The following is a 17,928-nucleotide window of genomic DNA, read 5'->3' as shown; positions in this document are numbered from 1 at the left end:
CTGTCCTTTTTAGGTATCTATTATGTTTATTTGTAGATTAAAGCCACTGTATAGTCAAACCTTGTTATTAATTTTTCATCAAAAATAAACAGAGCAGACTCAATTGTTATCTAAATATTCTTGAAAGTTTTAATTGCTTTAAGACGTGTTTCTTTTAAATCTACTATGGGTTTTGGATAATTTAAACCAAGATCGGTTTTGCTTGAGTAGGGTTCATGAATCGTTTTATTGTCCAAATGAGCCAATTCTTTCACCCATTGGCGAATATATTCTCCCTCCGGATCAAACTTCTTTGATTGAGCAATTGGGTTGAAAATCCGAAAATAAGGTACGGCATCTGTTCCTGTTGAGGCACACCATTGCCAACCGCCATTATTTGCGGCGAGGTCACCATCAATTAAATGTTGCATAAACCATTGTTCACCAATGCGCCAATCAATCAAAAGATTTTTACATAAAAACATGGCCGTAATCATACGTACTCGATTATGCATCCAGCCTGTTTGTAAAAGTTGTCGCATCCCGGCATCAACAATAGGAATACCGGTTTGACCCGTTTGCCATGCGGTTAAATGTTCTGGATTATGGTTCCATTTAATCTTCTGAGTATCTTTCTTAAACGGGATGTGTTTAGAAACATGCGGAAAATCAAATAAAATATGTTGGTAGAACTCTCTCCAAAGAAGTTCGTCTAACCATGTTTGTTGGCCCTCATTGACTAAGTGAAAGTTGCCATGTTGATTACGAAAGAGTGCTTGTAAACACTGTCGAATAGATAAAATACCAATATTTAAATAAGGCGAAAGCTTACTTGTACCTTGTATATGAGGAAAATCGCGCTCGAGTTTATAATGACAAACCGATTCTTCAATAAATCGATCTAATTGTTCTAATGCGTATTGTTCGCCAACAGGCCATAAATCTTGCTGTTCTTTTGAGAGAGATGGGCAAAATAGTTTTTCAATTTCGTCTAAATCAATATTTTTCCCCTGTAAAAAATCTAGTGGTACTTCATTTTGTTTATTAGGGACCGGATAACATTGAGGTAAACCGCTTGTGTCGAGCTTTGTATAACAAGCTTTTTTGAATGCACTAAATACTTGATATGGTTGTTGTGATTGGTTACGGATTGAACGTAAAGGAAAAATAGTACGGTCATGGAATAAAAATAGTTCTTTGCCATGCCGATTTAAATAGTCTTGTACCGTTTTATCTCTTTTTAATTCATTTACGCCTATTTCGATATTGGCATACACGTTTTCAATATTATATTTCTTGCTGAAATCAGAAATAAAGTTTGCGATCTCTTTCCAATAGGGAATGACTTGAATAACTAGTGGAATATGCAGTGCTGCTAACTCTTTCTGAAGCGTTCTGAGTTGTCGTAAATAAAAACCTATTTTTATTGGAGCATCGGCGTGTTGTTTCCATTGCTCTGGCGATAAGATGACTAAACCGAGTGAAGGTCCTTGCTGGCTGGCGTGCCATAAAGCTGCATGATCATGTATACGCAAATCTTGGCGAAACCAAATGAGCTGATAAGCATTTGACATGCAAGTCCCTAAAAATAAATTAACTCTATGAATATTATATAAAATAAAGACATAAAAAAAGCAAAGCCGAAGCTTTGCCTTTTATTATCTTCTAAAAGAAGACTTAGTGGTGGTGACCACCTGCACCGTGTACGTGACCGTGATCTAATTCTTCTTGAGAAGCTTCACGGATTTCTACGATTTCAACTTCAAAAGTTAAATCTTGACCAGCAAGTGGGAAGTTTGCATCAACGATAACGTTGTCGCCTTCAACAGCTTTAACAGTAACGATTTGAACGCCGTCATCTGTTTGAGCTTGGAATTGCATACCTGGTTGAATGTTATCAACGCCTTGGAACATTTGAGCAGGAACTTCTTGTACTAGGTCTGGGTTGTATTCGCCATAACCTTCAGCAGCTGGTACGTTAACAGTGAATTTATCACCAACAGTCTTACCAGTTAATGCATTTTCTAAACCAGGAATGATGTTGCCTGCGCCATGCAAATAGGCAAGTGGTTCACCTTGAGATTGATCAAGTGTTTCACCCTCAGCGTTTGTTAATTTATAGTGGAATGAAACCACGTGGTTATTTGCAATTGCAGTCATGTTTTTGATCCATTCAATCAATTAAAGCGTACATCATAAAGTGAAAAATAAATTTTGTAGACTACAAAATCTCAATCTTTAACACTTTTTCTAATGCGTTTTTATCTAAATAGGGATGAACTTAAAAAATTCAACTCAATACAGCTTAATTTTTGGTCGTACTCGTCTTGTAAGTAAATCTTTCATTGTGAGTAGTCCAGCTTGAGTGTATCCGTGAATTGTTGCTTGATGTAAACGGTATAAAGATACATACATCGTTTTGGCAATATATCCTTGGACACTTACATCCCCTAGTAATTCTCCAACCGCTTTATTACGACTTAAAGACACAAGTGAACCTTTGTCGTTAAAAGTAAACATCGGTTGTGATCGACCATTTAGTCTAGCAGCCATAGCATCGACTAAAAAGCTTGCTTGTTGACTAGCAACTTGAGCGCGTGGTCCGAGAGGCGGGTGTCTTGCATCAAGTTGGCAATGCGCACAATCACCAAATGCAAATACATTAGGATCGGAATAGGTCTGCAGCGTTGCATAGACCATTAAGCGGTTAATATTGTCACGTTCGAAACCGCTAAGACTTTCAAGTACTTTTGGTGCTTTTACCCCAGCTGCCCATACCGTAATATCACTGTTGAGCTGGTTACCATTACTAAAATAGATACAGTGTTCATCAATTTTTTCAACACGGTGTTTAGTTAAAATTTCAACACCCATTTTTTGAAGCTGTTTTGCGCTATGCTCAGCTGTTTTTTCACTTAGGGCAGGGAGGATGCGTTCTGAGGCCTCAATGAGTGTAATTTTGACTTGATTCGGATGGATCTTTTTCAAACCATAGCGATAAAAGTTTTTGGTCGTTTCAATCAGTTCAGCCGCAAGTTCGACACCTGTTGCCCCCGCACCAATAATTCCAATATTTAATGTACGTTGATCGGGTTGATTTTGCGCTTCGATATATAAGTGTAAAAGATCTTGCTGGAAAATATCCGCCTGTTTACGGCTATCGAGGAAATGGCAGTTTTCACGAACACCAGGTGTATTGAAATCATTTGATACTGAACCAAGCGCTAAAACCAGCGTATCGTAACTGAGTTGTTGAATATGGGTATTTTGTTCTTTAGAGACTTGAGGGGGAATTAAATCAATTATTTTCTTATCTTTATTTACTGCTGTTAATGTTCCCAACACAAATTCATAGTGGTGTTTCTCTGCATGGGCAAAATAATTGGTTTGCTCTTCGTGAGGATTTAAAGAACCCGCCGCAATTTCATGAAGTAATGGTTTCCAGATATGAGTTAGATTTTGGTCAACCAATGTAATTTTGGCTTTACCATTTTTCCCAAAAGTTTCACCAAGTTGTGTGGCGAGTTCTAAACCACCAGCACCACCACCGACAATAACAATATGATGTAAGTTTTGGGTCATTTTTATCACCTAATTATTTTTCTATAAAAAAAGATGGCTAAATTATGCCATCTTTTCTTTATAAAATTTATTGTGCATCTGTGCACAATTTGATGTTTTTAGTGCGAATCTATAGGGTAGAGTTTTGCTGTACTGTGCTCACTTGATGAAAAGATTGAGAATAGGCTTGAGAACCACATCATAATTCTTTGGAAAATATTTGCTTCTTCAATGTGTACATCATTTTCAATTTGAAGACTGCGAATGAGCTGGTTGTTTTGATAAATTGAAACTGTTGCCAAATTCATCGCTTTCATTAACGGTGCTGTTAACTTTTGCTCATTTAACTGAATATTTACACGTGTTTGAGTTGTTTCAAGTGGAGCAATAATTTTAGGTTGTTGATTGCTATCAAGAACTTGAATACGCTGTGTAGCATAATCAAACGTATTTAAATCAATTGGTGTTGGCTCAGCATATAAAGAAGTCGTAACAATGGTTGGCTGCTTAGTTTCTACTTTAAACATTTTTAAAGTTGATTTAATAACAGGCAATTCAGCAATTAATTTTTGCTCAGGAATAACCACTTCATCACGTGTATAAGCATAAGCAAGATTCATTAATTTATCTGCAATTTCAGCACGTTTCACAGCACTTGGTGTACCTAAGACAATTACCAGTAAACGTCTTTGCGGTAAGTTCGGTGAAAATGAAGGGCGTGAAGCTGTTAGAGCCAAGTTATAACCTGCTGCTTTGGTATAGCCAGTTTTTAAGCCATCTACAGATGGATCGTATTTGAGCGCAAGGTTCGTCGCGTGGTGAAAACGTTGATTGTAGCTAAAGCTCGGCATTTTCGAATAATGTAAATATTCAGGGGTCTGGTGAATCACTGCCTGACTTAATAAGCTCAAATCATGAGCTGTCGTGTAATGATCCGGCATTGTAATGCCAGCAGGGTTACTAAAGTGCGTGTCTTTCATACCCAGCGCTTGTGCTTCTTGATTCATACGCTGTACGAAATGAGGCACATCACCAGAAATTTTTTCAGCCAAAGTCACAGCTGCATCATTTGCAGACATAACAATTAAACCAGCCAAGAGCTGATCAACTGAAATTTGCTCGCCCGCTTTGAGGTACATTTGTGATTCATCCCACTGCACCACGCTTACGACTGGTGTTGCAGTAATGACTTCGTTCAGTTTTAACTTTCCAGCCTTAATCTCTTTTAATGCAATGTAGGCCACCATCATTTTGGTTAAAGATGCTGGCGCACGTTGTACATGACTATTATGCTCAGCAATAATTTGACCAGATTGGGTATCTACAATTGTCCATGCAGCGGCTTCAACACTTTCAGGAGCAATATTAAGTAGAGCAGCATTGGTAAGAGTAGTACAGAAAATACTAAACAGCGTAAAAAGAGATAGGAAGAATTTCACTAGGTGACCTTGACGTTTACTGGCAAATACGGAACACAGATGCCCAGCATGCTATGCCTTTTTTTTGTAGAAGGCTAGTGTGAATTGTTGCCAAAAAATACATCTACGCAAGTCGATACAAAAAAGTGATAATCTAATGTGAAACCGTTCTTATTTTTAAATTGAAGAATTTATGTTGCATTATCAAATTGAGTTCGATGATTACAAACAACACCTTGTTCACGTGACAATTCGTTTTTTAGCGAATCCAAATCAGGAACTATGGTTACCAACGTGGATTCCGGGCAGTTATCTCATTCGAGAGTTTTCTAAGCACATCGAGGCAGTAAAGGCATATGATGAAGCTGGACGCATGCTCAATATTAAAAAGACTGAAAAAAATCGCTGGCGTTTATTTAACACCGATCACGAGTTAATTACTGTTGAATATGATGTTTATGCATATGATTTATCAGTACGTGGCGCTTATGTAGATCAAACGCGTTTATATATTAACCCTGCCTGTGTGTGTTTAGGCTTAGAAGGCCAAGAACAATCTGCATGTGAATTAGAAATCTTTTTGCCGGATGAATTAAAACACTTTCAGTTAGCAACAGGATTAGCTTCAAAAAGTTTAGTAAAAGGACGTTTTACTTTAAAAGCTGATCATTATGATCAACTCATTGATAGTCCATTTGAACTGGCTGATCAAACGCGTTTTAGCTTCGAAACACATGGAATTGAACATGAGTTTGTAATTTCAGGTACTCACGCTACGAATGTTGATCGTTTAAAAACGGATATTGAAAAAATTTGTGCAGCCGAAATTGATCTGTTTGGTTCAGCACCGTTTAAAAACTATACCTTCATGACCATGGCAACAGGGAATAGTTACGGTGGGCTAGAGCATTGCAATAGCACAAGTCTGATTACTCCACGAGATGATTTGCCGAAATCGAATGAACCTACTGAACCTTCGAAAGATTATCAACGTTTCTTAGGCCTATGCAGTCATGAATATTTTCATTCTTGGTTAGTAAAGTTTATCCGTCCAGAAAATTTTGCGAACTACAACCTGCATCAAGAAGGCTATACCTCACTACTGTGGATTTTTGAAGGGTTTACTTCGTATTACGATGATTTAATTTTATTACGTAGTGGCGTGATTTCCCAAAAGTCTTATTTAGATTTGTTGAAGTCACAGATTGATCGCTATTTGCAAAACCCGGGACGTTTTGTTCAAACAGTAGCAGAATCAAGTTTTGATGCTTGGATTAAATTTTATCGTCAAGATGAAAATTCGAATAATGCAGGCACGAGCTATTATAACAAAGGTGCATTAGTTGCTTTATGTTTGGATTTAGGCTTACGTTTACGTGGTTCTAGCCTTGATGCCTTAATGCGTCGATTGTATGAAAACACGCAAAACGGTGTTCAGGTTAATGAGCGTACAATTTTTGATTTATGTGAAGAGCTAACAGGCGATAGTTGGTTAGAGCAAATCAATCATTTGATTAATACTACTGAAGAGTTACCACTCGATCAGTTATTCCCTGAGTTTGGTTTAAGTTATACGCTTAAAAATGATAAGACTTTAGCTTATGGTTTAAAGCTAGCTGATAAGCCTGAAGGTGTGTTAGTACAAAATGCTCACCGTGAGGGAGCTGGTGCTAAAGCGGGTATTTCTGCTAATGATGTCATTATTGCAATTGATGGACTAAAAGCGACCACAAAACTTATTGAGAAATATGCTAAACAAAAGGGTAATTACTCAGTCTTGGCTTTCCGCCGTGATGAGTTATTGTCGTTTGAAGTTACAAGTGACAGCATAAACTTAACTGAAGTTGAACTTATTATTGAAGATCAAAGCAAAGCTGACAAATGGTTAAAAGCCTAAATAACCGTTAATTAATTTATAAAAAACCGATGTTTCGTGCATCGGTTTTTGTTTTTTCCTAACTTCAAAACATAGAAAGAGTCTTTATCTTTGAGTTTGTTTTGAATGAAAAGTATAATAATTGTCAGAACTCTGAAAGATATCTCATGTAATTTAAGACTGTTCTATACCTAAAAAGTTGGTAAAAGCGCATTTATTACCATAAGTTAGGTATAAGATTATTATCGATAGATTTGAATTATGTATTATTTCGCTGCGAAATGTCGTTATCACTGGATATTTCGTTGACTGAAAGCCAATGAGAGCCGATACTCTCAGGGTTTTATTTAAGCATATCGGTTCGTAGGCACTGGGCCAAAAGCTCGGTCCTCAAAACTCAATTCAACGGAAGGGGCTATATATGGCTGGTGAAAAGTCAACCATCATTTACACACTGACTGACGAGGCGCCATTATTGGCGACTTATTCGCTACTGCCGATCATTGAGACCTTTACTAAGCCAGCTGGTATCGAGATTGTTAAAAGTGACATCTCTGTAGCTGCACGTGTGCTCGCAGAATTCGCTGACTACCTAAGTGAAGAGCAAAAGGTATCCGACAACCTTGCTGAGCTAGGTCGTCTTACACAAGATCCAGATACTAACATTATCAAACTCCCAAATATTAGTGCCTCTGTTGCGCAATTGACAGCATGTATTAAAGAACTTCAATCTAAAGGTTATGCAATTCCTGACTATCCGGAAAACCCAGCGACTGAAGAAGAAAAAACAATCAAAGCTCGTTATGGCAAATGCCTAGGTTCAGCAGTAAACCCTGTTCTTCGTGAAGGTAACTCTGACCGTCGTGCTCCTGCTGCCGTTAAAAATTACGCTAAGAAACACCCTCACTCAATGAGCGAGTGGAAACAATGGTCGCAAACTCACGTTTCACACATGGAAGAAGGTGACTTCTACCACGGTGAAAAGTCAATGACACTTGACCGTCCACGCAATGTAAAAATGGAACTTATCACAAACAGTGGTAAGAGCATTGTTCTTAAGCCAAAAGTTGCGCTTCAAGAAGGCGAAATCATTGACTCAATGTTCATGAGCAAAAAAGCGCTTTGCGACTTCTATGAGAAACAACTTGATGACTGCCGTGAAGCAGGAATTTTATTCTCATTACACGTAAAAGCGACAATGATGAAAGTTTCACACCCGATCGTTTTCGGTCACTGTGTGAAAATCTACTATAAAGAAGCTTTCGAAAAACACGGTAAGTTGTTTGACGAATTAGGTATTAACGTAAATAACGGTATGGCTGGGTTATACGAGAAAATCGAAACTCTTCCAACCTCATTACGTGAAGAAATCATTGAAGATTTACATGCTTGCCAAGAACACCGTCCTGCACTTGCGATGGTTGACTCAGCAAAAGGCATCACTAACTTCCATTCACCTAACGACATCATCGTAGATGCTTCTATGCCTGCAATGATCCGTGCTGGTGGTAAAATGTGGGGTGCTGATGGTAAGCAATACGATGCTAAAGCAGTAATGCCAGAATCAACATTTGCCCGTATTTACCAAGAAATGATCAATTTCTGTAAATGGCATGGTAACTTTGATCCAAAAACAATGGGTACAGTACCAAACGTTGGTTTGATGGCTCAAAAAGCTGAAGAATACGGTTCTCACGACAAGACTTTTGAAATTCCTGAAGCAGGTATAGCAAACATTACTGATCTTGACACTGGTGAAGTATTATTGACTCAAAATGTTGAAGAAGGCGATATCTGGCGTATGTGTCAGGTGAAAGACGCTCCGATTCGTGACTGGGTAAAACTTGCAGTAACTCGTGCACGTAACTCAGGCATGCCTGCGATCTTCTGGCTTGACCCATACCGTCCACACGAAAATGAATTGATCAAGAAAGTACAGAAGTACTTAAAAGATCACGATACGACTGGTCTTGATATCCAGATCATGTCTCAAGTACGTGCAATGCGTTACACACTTGAGCGTGTAGTTCGTGGCCTCGATACAATTTCTGTAACCGGTAACATCTTACGTGACTACTTAACTGACTTGTTCCCAATTATGGAACTTGGTACTTCTGCGAAAATGTTGTCTATCGTTCCGCTTATGGCGGGTGGTGGCATGTACGAAACTGGTGCGGGTGGTTCAGCACCTAAACATGTACAACAACTTGTTGAAGAAAACCACTTACGTTGGGATTCGCTTGGTGAGTTCCTTGCGCTTGCAGTTTCTCTAGAAGAAATGGGTATTAAAGAAAATAATGCTCGTGCCAAGTTACTTGCGAAGACACTTGATGAAGCGACTGGTAAATTGCTTGACAATGACAAGTCTCCATCACGTCGTACAGGTGAACTTGACAACCGTGGCAGTCACTTCTATTTGTCACTTTACTGGGCAGAAGCACTTGCTGCACAGAACGAAGATGCTGAGTTGAAAGCTAAATTTGCTCCACTTGCAAAAGCATTAGCTGAAAACGAACAGAAGATCGTTGCTGAGCTTGCTCAAGTACAAGGTAAACCGGCTGATATCGGTGGTTACTATGCAGTTGACCCAGCGAAAGTAAGCGCTGTAATGCGTCCAAGTGCTACATTCAATGCAGCGCTTTCAACTGTTCAGGCTTAACTACTAATTCGTTAGTACATAGCTAAAAGCCGGTGCATAAGCACCGGCTTTTTATTTTTATAAAATAAAAGTCATTAAAAAAAGCCCACTAACGTGAGCTTTAAAACTTAAATATTTTTATCGGCTATTGCGGCTACGACCACGTGGTGCTTTGGTATTTGGACGTGTTGTACCGTTAGTCTTACGACGCGGTTTTTCACTTTCATCCATTTGCCAAATACGCTTTGTACCAGATTTTTTCGCAGAACCATCTTTGTTCTTGCGAACCATTGGCTTACCGCCAGTGCCACCCGGTTTTTTCACATATGAACGTGAACGATAAGGTTGTTCAGCCGGAACATCTTTAAAGTCTGGGTAGAGTAGAGGCTCAATTTCTTTGGTTTCGCCCGGTTGTAATCCCAATTGAACTAAGTCAATCGTACCAATTTTTGTACGAATGAGACGTAAAGTCGGAAAACCTACCGCAGAGGTCATGCGACGAACTTGGCGGTTACGACCTTCACAAATAGAGATTTCAATCCAAGATGTTGGAATGCTGGCACGGTAACGTACAGGAGGATCGCGGTCCCATAACCATTCAGGCTCACTTACCTTAATTGCTTTAGCTGGTAAAGTCATACCATCATTAAGCTCTACACCCTTACGAAGCTGCTCGAGTGCTTCTTCGGTTACATCGCCATCAACTTGAACTAAATACGTTTTGTATTTTTTATTCGCAGGGTTGGTAATGAACTGATTCAAACCACCATGATCAGTTAAGAAAACTAAACCCTCAGAGTCCATATCAAGACGGCCTGCTATGCGCAAAGTCGGGTCATCTACAAAGTCAGAGACCGTCATGTGTGCTTCGTCTTTACGAAACTGGGAGAGAACGTCATATGGTTTGTTGAGAATGACGATTTTCATAAAAAATGACTTCTTCTTTCAAATAAGCGGTAAAAACATTGAGCTATATTTAAGTGCGAAATTTGCTTATTTCCCACATAAATCTCAAAAAGGGTTAAATTCGATTAAGCTATTATGCGTTAATAAAAGTTGAAAGTATTGTTTATCGATAATTATTTTTGTTTGGTTAGTTAAATATTATAAAAGGGAGAATCTACATAATGGGTTATCAGAAGATCGTGGTTCCTGCCGACGGTGATAAAATTACAGTAAAAGCAGACCTGTCACTGAATGTACCAAATCATCCAATTATTCCTTTCATTGAGGGTGACGGTATTGGTGTAGATATTACACCGGCAATGAAAAAAGTTGTTGATGCGGCAATTTTAAAAGCCTATGGCGGCAAACGCTCTATTGAATGGATGGAAGTGTATTGCGGTGAAAAGGCCAATAAAATTTACGGTACCTATATGCCGGAAGAAACCTTTGAAGCGCTGCGTGAATTTGTAGTTTCTATTAAAGGCCCTTTAACTACACCAGTCGGTGGCGGCATTCGTTCACTCAACGTTGCACTACGCCAAGAACTGGATTTGTATGTATGTGTACGTCCTGTGCGTTGGTTCCAAGGCGTCCCTTCACCCGTTCAACATCCTGAGTTAACTGACATGGTAATTTTCCGTGAAAACTCGGAAGATATTTATGCGGGTATTGAATGGAAAGCAGATTCTGAAGAAGCTAAAAAAGTCATTAAATTCCTTCAAGAAGAAATGGGGGTCACAAAAATTCGTTTCCCTGAAGGATGTGGTATTGGTATTAAACCCGTTTCCAAAGAAGGAACACAGCGCTTAGTTCGTAAGGCCATTCAGTTTGCAATAGATAATGACAAACCTTCAGTGACTCTTGTTCATAAAGGCAACATTATGAAATATACCGAAGGTGCCTTTAAAGAATGGGGGTATGAGTTAGCGCTAGATCGTTTCGGTGGTGAATTAATCGATGGTGGCCCATGGGTTAAAATTAAGAACCCTAAAAATGGTAAAGACATCATTATTAAAGACGTGATTGCAGATGCTTTCTTGCAACAAATCTTGATGCGTCCTGCTGACTACTCTGTAATTGCAACCCTTAATTTAAATGGTGACTATATTTCCGACGCATTAGCAGCAGAAGTAGGGGGAATCGGGATTGCGCCAGGTGCGAATATTGGTGGAGCTATTGCAGTGTATGAAGCAACGCATGGCACTGCACCTAAATATGCTGGGCAAGATAAAGTCAACCCGGGTTCAATTATTCTCTCTGCTGAAATGATGCTCCGTGATATGGGGTGGACAGAAGCAGCGGACCTGATTATTAAAGGTATTTCAGGAGCGATTGCAGCTAAAACCGTAACTTACGATTTTGAGCGTTTAATGCCGGGAGCGACCTTGTTACGTTGCTCAGAATTTGGCGATGCCATAATTCAGCACATGGAAGATTAAACTTTCATAGAAAAGCCCTCAATTGAGGGCTTTTAAAGTCTTTAGATTTATAATTTTGAAAAATAATAAAAAATAAGAATATTAAACGTTAAAATTTTAGCTAAGAATTAGCCGTATAGGCCCACAATATACATGCTAATATCGTTAAACTCAGCAATATTAAGCCTTGCCCATGATGTGTTGCATACAGTGGTACATTTCCAATGGTATGCGTCATTTTGTAGTTTAGAATAGGCCGAATACAAAAGAAAAAAAGCGGTAATGATAAAATCACTGTATTACTAATTTTAATTGTATGGCGAAAATAGTAACTAAATAGTCCTATTAGGGCGGCATACAATAATGTTTTAAATAGCACCTCTCCACTGGTGTATATATCTATACCGAGATAAAAATTAAACTTCCATATCAGAAGACTAACTGTAGCAATTATTGCGATAATACCTACAACAACGGCATTTGCTGGGTTTGATACGTTGAACATTTTTAGAGTTTTTAATTGATATAAATTAATTTGCTTAAAATATATATTATAAAAACATAGAGTACAGTGACGATTTTTAACTTTATAAAACTCCCTAAAAATCCTCATTTAGACATTTTGAGACTCAAACGAGTTTGAGCTTGTTTCTTTAAATACCCATAGGGCAAAACAAAATATGATCACGATGAGTAGCCCTAAACTTTGACCATGACCTGAGAGATAAAACGGAACATCTGGGATAGTTTGAATGGCCTTGTAGTCAAGAATTGGCTCTAGCCAAAAGTATGCAAATGGAACAGCAATTAAAAATTGTGTTGTAAACTCAATATGATTACGTGTTAAAAAGCCCAAAATAGCTGCTGTGACCATATAGATAACAATCCTTACAGAGACTTCGTATGATGTTGTCATATCCAGTGCAAAGATGGTCTGACATTTAAATGCCAGTAATAAAACACCGATAAAAGCGAACATTGCCAAGAGCTTTAAAAGCTCATCAATATAATTGTTATTGCTCATGTTTTGCTCAATTTTAAGTATTAAAAATTATAAATTTTGACTGAATATAGATCAGAAAATAGCTCTCTACATTGACATAATATGACATTTTTTGTCAGTTAAGCGGTTTTAATAAGCGTACTAAAATAGTTGTTATGCGGTTTGTTCTACTGATCTATTCATTAATTTTTATTTTGACAATATACGATTATTCAATGGAAAAGCCCCTTATGTATAGGGGCTTTTTTTATTGCATAAATTCCGGATGCTTCTGGGGTTTAGAGATACCAATTTTCTTTTGATAGCTTTGGTCTAAAGCCTGAATAATGAGTACGAAAATAATCAAAAAGAGAGGAAAGAATAAAGTTTTCACGATTCGGTTTCTCCGAGAGTGTTCGGCATGGAAGAACGGATAGGAATTAAAAGGCTCAATGCAAATAACAAAACAATGCCGCCCATTAAAAACAGATGGGCATAAGACCAATGCAAGTGATGTAAAGTACTAATAACAACGCCACCTAATAACTGAGTGCTGGCAAACCCAATGGTGGTAAGGCTCCAGATTTTTTGATAACGCTGTTCATAAATCTGTAGCAGGCTATAAGAGCTAATAAATACGGTGGCAGGTGTGAGTAAACCTGTAAGAAAGGACGATAAAGTGAGCAAAGCAGTAGCATGTGAAAAAAAAGGTAGGGCAACTGCCAAGCAATAGACACCGTATAGACATTTAATTGCCTGCAAATACCCAATAAGGCGGCTTAAACAATACGCCACAAAGGCGCCAATACAACTTCCAACCCCATAAAGAACCCAAAATAAGTTTCGTTGTTGCAATGGAAAATGTAGGGTTCCCGATAAATAGTCCATCCAAAATAAAGAGTGTGGGATATATGCAAAAGCACTGCACATATAAGCAATAATAATGACCAGTCCTAAACGTGAATGTTTGAAGTTTTGTGGAGCTTGATTGGCCGTTTGAACGGACTCGGTAAGTGGGTGCCTTAATAACTGAAAAAGTACCAAACTGCCAATAATGGAAATGGCGGAAAAAATTTCCCAGACATATTGAACAGGCATATTTTTAAGTGCAGGAATAATGAGAGTGGCAGATAACACGCCTGCGCCAATACCACTAAACCCTAAAAAATTGACTTTGAGCCTTTGGCTAATTGCAATATTTTTCATGGCAAAGCTGGGCGCCAAAATCATGAGTAGGCCACCTGCGATACCTGAAATGGTGCGCCAGAGAATAAACCAAGCCAAAGGCATGTGTATAAAAGAACAGCAGAGTAGGCTTAAGCTGCCTAAAACCGCCGAAGTTATAATCAAAGCGGGGATAGATTTTTCTTTAATGCTAAACAGGGCCAATAGTGCGCCAACCAGATAGCCCAATAAATTTGCACTTCCTAAGTAGCTTGCAAAGTCGTGAGTCCATCCATATTGCACAATCATAATAGGCATGAGTGCGGTATAGGAAAATCTAAAAATACCAATTCCTAGGCAAGTCGCTAAAAAAACAAGCAGGCTCATTCGATAGAACGTAGACATGAGAAATCTCTCAATTTTTTTATTATTAAAAGCGAGTTTATTTATCATTAGAAATGATTTAATATGATATTAATTATCTTGTTTTGAGATAGTGGCATGTTGCTTAAGTCTTTAGAGTTTTTTTTAGCGGTTGCAGAGAGTGGTAGTTTTTCATTGGCTGCACAAAAAATGTGTACGGTTCAATCCAATATCACGAGCCACGTGAAAAAGCTTGAAGAAGAGTTAGGTGTGATTTTATTAAATCGTCATAACCCCGTTACATTAACCAATGCAGGACACCAGCTACATAGTTATGCTGTGCAAATGATCGCACTGCATAATAAAGCGAAGACAATCTTCCGAGAAGGTGATATTGACCCGAATGAAACTATTCGTTTGGGCAGTATGGAAACGACAGCAGCAATACGACTTCCTCAATTGCTTAATGAATGTATGCAACAACATCCGCATCTGCCGCTTGAACTTCAAACTCACCCGACAGGATATTTGTTAAATGCTGTGCAACAAGGAGAAGTCGATTGTGCTTTTGTCGCTTCTAAATATGTGATTCCAGAGCTATATAGTTTTCCGGTGTGGCAAGAACAACTGGTTTTGGTTTGCCCAAAACAACAAATTGATTTTCCCGACATTGCCACCCTCGCAAAGACTCGATTTATTGCATTTCGACAAGGATGTTCCTATCGGCATGCAATTGAGTTGTTTTTAAATGATCACAGTGTGCCACCTTCGCAAATTATGGAAATGGGCAGTCTGGATGGCATTGTAAGCTGTGTGGAATTAGGTGTCGGTTTTGCTTTATTGCCAAAGTCATATCTGAATAAAGTAGCCGATAAAGTCTCATTAAGTTGTTTTGAAATTAACACTGAATCTGCACATTTCACTACTTATTTGGTCGCTCAGCCTCCTGAAACATGGGGCAGTAATTTAAAGCAGTTTATTTGTTTTATTGAGCAACAATTTATACAGAAATGCGCTTAATTTTTATACATAAATATCTAACGTAACTTATGTTTTAAAAGTGATATATATGTATTTAAAAGTCATTTTATATTCTCATTCAGATCGGTAATGATCTGCATGCTAGAAAATTGTTGAAAAGGGTAGTTTATATAGGCCGGCTATGGTCAAATATGCCCCCTTAAAAGATGACACAAGCAATAATTTGGAGTTTGGGAATGAATATACCCTTAATCATCAATATTGTGGTTTTTGTCGGGTTAATATTTTTACTCGCCCAAACACGTAAAACGGACTGGAGCTTATCTAAAAAAGTTCTAGCTGGCTTAATTTTAGGTGTAGTGTTTGGTTTAGGACTACATTTGATTTATGGCGGTGGCCATCCGATTCTTGCTGAATCTATTAGCTGGTTTAATATTGTTGGTAACGGCTATGTAAAACTTTTACAAATGGTCGTGATGCCTTTGGTCTTTGTTTCGATTTTAGGTGCGGTAGCGAAGCTACACCAAGCTTCTTCTTTAGGAAAAATCAGCTTCTACACCATCGGGACTTTGTTATTTACCACACTCATCGCTGCGCTGGTTGGGGTATTTGTGACGAACTTGTTTGGTTTAACTGCCAAAGGTTTGGTACAAGGGGCGGCTGAAACAGCTCGACTTACTGCAATTCAGACTGACTATGTGGGTAAAGTAACAGACTTAAGTGTACCGCAATTTATTCTTTCTTTTATTCCGAGTAACCCTTTTGCTGAGTTAACGGGTGCAAATCCGACTTCAATTATTAGCGTGGTTATCTTTGCTGTCTTTTTAGGGATAGCAGCACTCAACCTAATGAAAGATGACGCAGAAAAAGGTCAACGTATTCTGACGGCTATTCAAACATTACAGTCTTGGGTAATGAAGCTTGTTCGTTTAGTGATGACGCTTACACCATATGGTGTTTTTGCCCTTATGACGAAAGTTGTGGCAAGTTCAAATGTCGCAGATATCTTGAACCTAGGTGGTTTCTTGGTGGCGTCTTATTTAGGTTTGGCGATTATGTTCGTCGTGCATGCCATTATTTTGACTCTGACCGGTGTTTCTCCACTTAAGTTCTTCAAGAAAGTTGCTCCGGTTCTAACATTCGCGTTTACGAGTCGTTCAAGTGCTGCAAGTATTCCACTGAGCATTGAAGCGCAAACTCGTCGTTTGGGTGTGCCTGAGTCTATTGCAAGTTTCTCTGCTTCTTTTGGTGCCACTATTGGACAAAATGGTTGTGCGGGTTTATATCCAGCCATGCTCGCAGTCATGGTTGCGCCAACTATGGGTATTAACACCCTAGACCCAATGTGGATTGCTTCGTTAGTGGGTATTGTGACTTTAAGTTCAATTGGCGTAGCAGGTGTTGGTGGTGGTGCAACTTTCGCAGCATTGATCGTACTTCCTGCTATGGGCTTACCTGTAACATTGGTTGCTCTTCTTATTTCAATTGAACCACTCATTGATATGGGACGTACTGCGTTAAACGTAAATGGTTCGATGACTGCTGGTGTAGTTACAAGCCAATTTATGGGGCAGACCGACAAAGCTATAATGAATAGCGAAGATGAAATTGAATTAACTCAACATCATTAAGAGTTAATATTAAACGGCTCTTCACTCTGGATGAGCCGTTTTTTTATATGTGTAACTTGCGACTGTGATGTTAATTTTTAAAAAATTGTATCTGTTTTTCTTTTAAATAATTTTCGAAAATGAGCCTATTAAGAAAGAGAGCACTAACATGAAAATGTATCAAGTCGATGCTTTTACCAAAGAGTTATTTCGTGGAAATCCGGCTGCTGTGATTGTTGAAAAAGAATGGCCAGATGCAGATTTAATGCAAAAGATAGCACTTGAAAATAACTTATCCGAGACTGCTTTTGTAAAAATTATAGACTCTGAAAATTATGAAATACGTTGGTTTACTCCAACGGTTGAGGTGGATTTTTGCGGGCATGCGACTCTTGCGAGTGCTTTCATATTATTTAAAGATTTTACTGAGAAAAAGACTCTTAATTTTCATGTACGAAACTTAGGTTTGTTTGTAGTTCATCAAGATGAAGACGGCAAAATCAGAATGGATTTCCCAATTCGTAAAGCTCAGCAAGTTGAAGATTATCCGGCTATTTTACGTCAAGCATTAACAAAACCGTTTAAAGCGGTTTATCAAAATGTTCAAGCCTACATTGTTGAATATGAGTCAGTGCAAGATGTGTTAGATGAGCAACCTGACATGAACTTACTTAAAGCCTTAGGTAAACGGACTGCAATTACAACTACAGCAATGGATGTTACAATAACTTCAAAAGCTGACGATCAATATGACTGTGTTTCTCGTTATTTTGCACCTGTCGCAGGCATTGATGAAGACCCGGTTACCGGTTCAATTCATACCGCAATAGCGCCGCTATGGGCAGAGAAACTCGCTAAAAATAATATTGTGGCCTATCAGGCTTCTAGCCGTGGAGGCGTATTGTATTGTAATGTCTTAAATCAGGAACGTATTGAAATTTCGGGATATGGCAAACTTTATATGCAAGCCGAAATTTTTCCTTAAAATATAAG

Annotated in this window: 15 protein-coding genes; 6 read left to right on the top strand and 9 right to left on the bottom strand. The window is 38.5% G+C overall.

Translation table 11 applies throughout. The features are described from left to right. Nucleotides 1-110 precede the first annotated feature (110 nt). The 4 genes from EGT34_RS06195 to EGT34_RS06180 all read right to left on the bottom strand — a co-directional run bounded on the left by EGT34_RS06195 (nt 111) and on the right by EGT34_RS06180 (nt 4,979). Nucleotides 111-1,553 carry a cryptochrome/photolyase family protein gene (locus EGT34_RS06195; RefSeq protein WP_000063718.1) on the bottom strand — a complete coding sequence of 481 codons (1,443 nt, stop codon included), beginning with the start codon at nt 1,551-1,553 and terminating at the stop codon, nt 111-113. Nucleotides 1,554-1,656: 103 nt separating this feature from the next. Then, nucleotides 1,657-2,139 (bottom strand): FKBP-type peptidyl-prolyl cis-trans isomerase, encoded by a 483-nt coding sequence (locus EGT34_RS06190; RefSeq protein WP_000123995.1) that lies wholly within the window; start codon nt 2,137-2,139, stop codon nt 1,657-1,659. Between the two features lie 135 nt (nt 2,140-2,274). Then, a complete protein-coding gene (locus tag EGT34_RS06185; RefSeq protein ID WP_000193148.1) occupies nt 2,275-3,561 on the bottom strand; it encodes an NAD(P)/FAD-dependent oxidoreductase in 1,287 nt (428 codons plus the stop codon). Nucleotides 3,562-3,659: 98 nt separating this feature from the next. Next, nucleotides 3,660-4,979, bottom strand: a complete 1,320-nt coding sequence (locus EGT34_RS06180) for a D-alanyl-D-alanine carboxypeptidase PBP6B (RefSeq protein WP_000667905.1) — start codon at nt 4,977-4,979, stop codon at nt 3,660-3,662. Between the two features lie 172 nt (nt 4,980-5,151). On the opposite strand from EGT34_RS06180, the gene EGT34_RS06175 reads away from it, so the two are divergent. Next, nucleotides 5,152-6,855, top strand: coding sequence for a M61 family metallopeptidase (locus EGT34_RS06175; protein WP_000903512.1), 1,704 nt, complete (start codon nt 5,152-5,154; stop codon nt 6,853-6,855). 400 nt (nt 6,856-7,255) lie between these two features. Next, the gene (locus EGT34_RS06170) at nt 7,256-9,493 is read left to right on the top strand and encodes an NADP-dependent isocitrate dehydrogenase (RefSeq protein WP_000896679.1); all 2,238 of its coding nucleotides are present in this window, start codon (nt 7,256-7,258) and stop codon (nt 9,491-9,493) included. A 117-nt stretch (nt 9,494-9,610) separates the two neighbouring features. Here EGT34_RS06170 and EGT34_RS06165 read toward each other — a convergent pair whose 3' ends face one another. Next, nucleotides 9,611-10,399 (bottom strand): rRNA large subunit pseudouridine synthase E, encoded by a 789-nt coding sequence (locus EGT34_RS06165; RefSeq protein WP_000706554.1) that lies wholly within the window; start codon nt 10,397-10,399, stop codon nt 9,611-9,613. Nucleotides 10,400-10,599: 200 nt separating this feature from the next. Here EGT34_RS06165 and icd point away from each other — a divergent pair, with 200 nt between their 5' ends. Next, entirely contained in the window at nt 10,600-11,856 is a 1,257-nt protein-coding gene (icd, locus tag EGT34_RS06160; RefSeq protein ID WP_000542119.1) for an NADP-dependent isocitrate dehydrogenase, read from the top strand. Nucleotides 11,857-11,956: 100 nt separating this feature from the next. Here icd and EGT34_RS06155 read toward each other — a convergent pair whose 3' ends face one another. From EGT34_RS06155 to EGT34_RS06140, 4 genes are all read right to left on the bottom strand, one after another. Then, nucleotides 11,957-12,448, bottom strand: a complete 492-nt coding sequence (locus EGT34_RS06155; protein ID WP_001218091.1) for a hypothetical protein — start codon at nt 12,446-12,448, stop codon at nt 11,957-11,959. Further along, a complete protein-coding gene (locus EGT34_RS06150; RefSeq protein ID WP_000069677.1) occupies nt 12,449-12,859 on the bottom strand; it encodes a hypothetical protein in 411 nt (136 codons plus the stop codon). A 226-nt stretch (nt 12,860-13,085) separates the two neighbouring features. Beyond that, on the bottom strand, nt 13,086-13,211 hold the full coding sequence (locus tag EGT34_RS06145) for a hypothetical protein (protein ID WP_000853581.1): 126 nt from the start codon (nt 13,209-13,211) through the stop codon (nt 13,086-13,088). After that, nucleotides 13,208-14,386 (bottom strand): YbfB/YjiJ family MFS transporter, encoded by a 1,179-nt coding sequence (locus EGT34_RS06140; protein ID WP_024437090.1) that lies wholly within the window; start codon nt 14,384-14,386, stop codon nt 13,208-13,210. Before EGT34_RS06140 ends, EGT34_RS06145 begins: the two co-directional genes overlap by 4 nt. A gap of 96 nt (nt 14,387-14,482) precedes the next feature. Here EGT34_RS06140 and EGT34_RS06135 point away from each other — a divergent pair, with 96 nt between their 5' ends. From EGT34_RS06135 to EGT34_RS06125, 3 genes are all read left to right on the top strand, one after another. Next, nucleotides 14,483-15,364, top strand: a complete 882-nt coding sequence (locus EGT34_RS06135) for a LysR family transcriptional regulator (protein WP_000925114.1) — start codon at nt 14,483-14,485, stop codon at nt 15,362-15,364. Nucleotides 15,365-15,561: 197 nt separating this feature from the next. Continuing rightward, nucleotides 15,562-16,956: an L-cystine transporter gene (locus EGT34_RS06130; protein WP_001025080.1), complete on the top strand. Its 1,395-nt coding sequence runs from the start codon at nt 15,562-15,564 to the stop codon at nt 16,954-16,956. A 148-nt stretch (nt 16,957-17,104) separates the two neighbouring features. Next, on the top strand, nt 17,105-17,920 hold the full coding sequence (locus tag EGT34_RS06125; RefSeq protein ID WP_000784942.1) for a PhzF family phenazine biosynthesis protein: 816 nt from the start codon (nt 17,105-17,107) through the stop codon (nt 17,918-17,920). Nucleotides 17,921-17,928 lie beyond the last annotated feature (8 nt).

This window comes from Acinetobacter sp. FDAARGOS_558 (assembly GCF_003937785.1).
GTDB classification, from domain to species: domain Bacteria; phylum Pseudomonadota; class Gammaproteobacteria; order Pseudomonadales; family Moraxellaceae; genus Acinetobacter; species Acinetobacter baumannii.
This window is presented reverse-complemented; position numbering and strand designations above follow the sequence as displayed.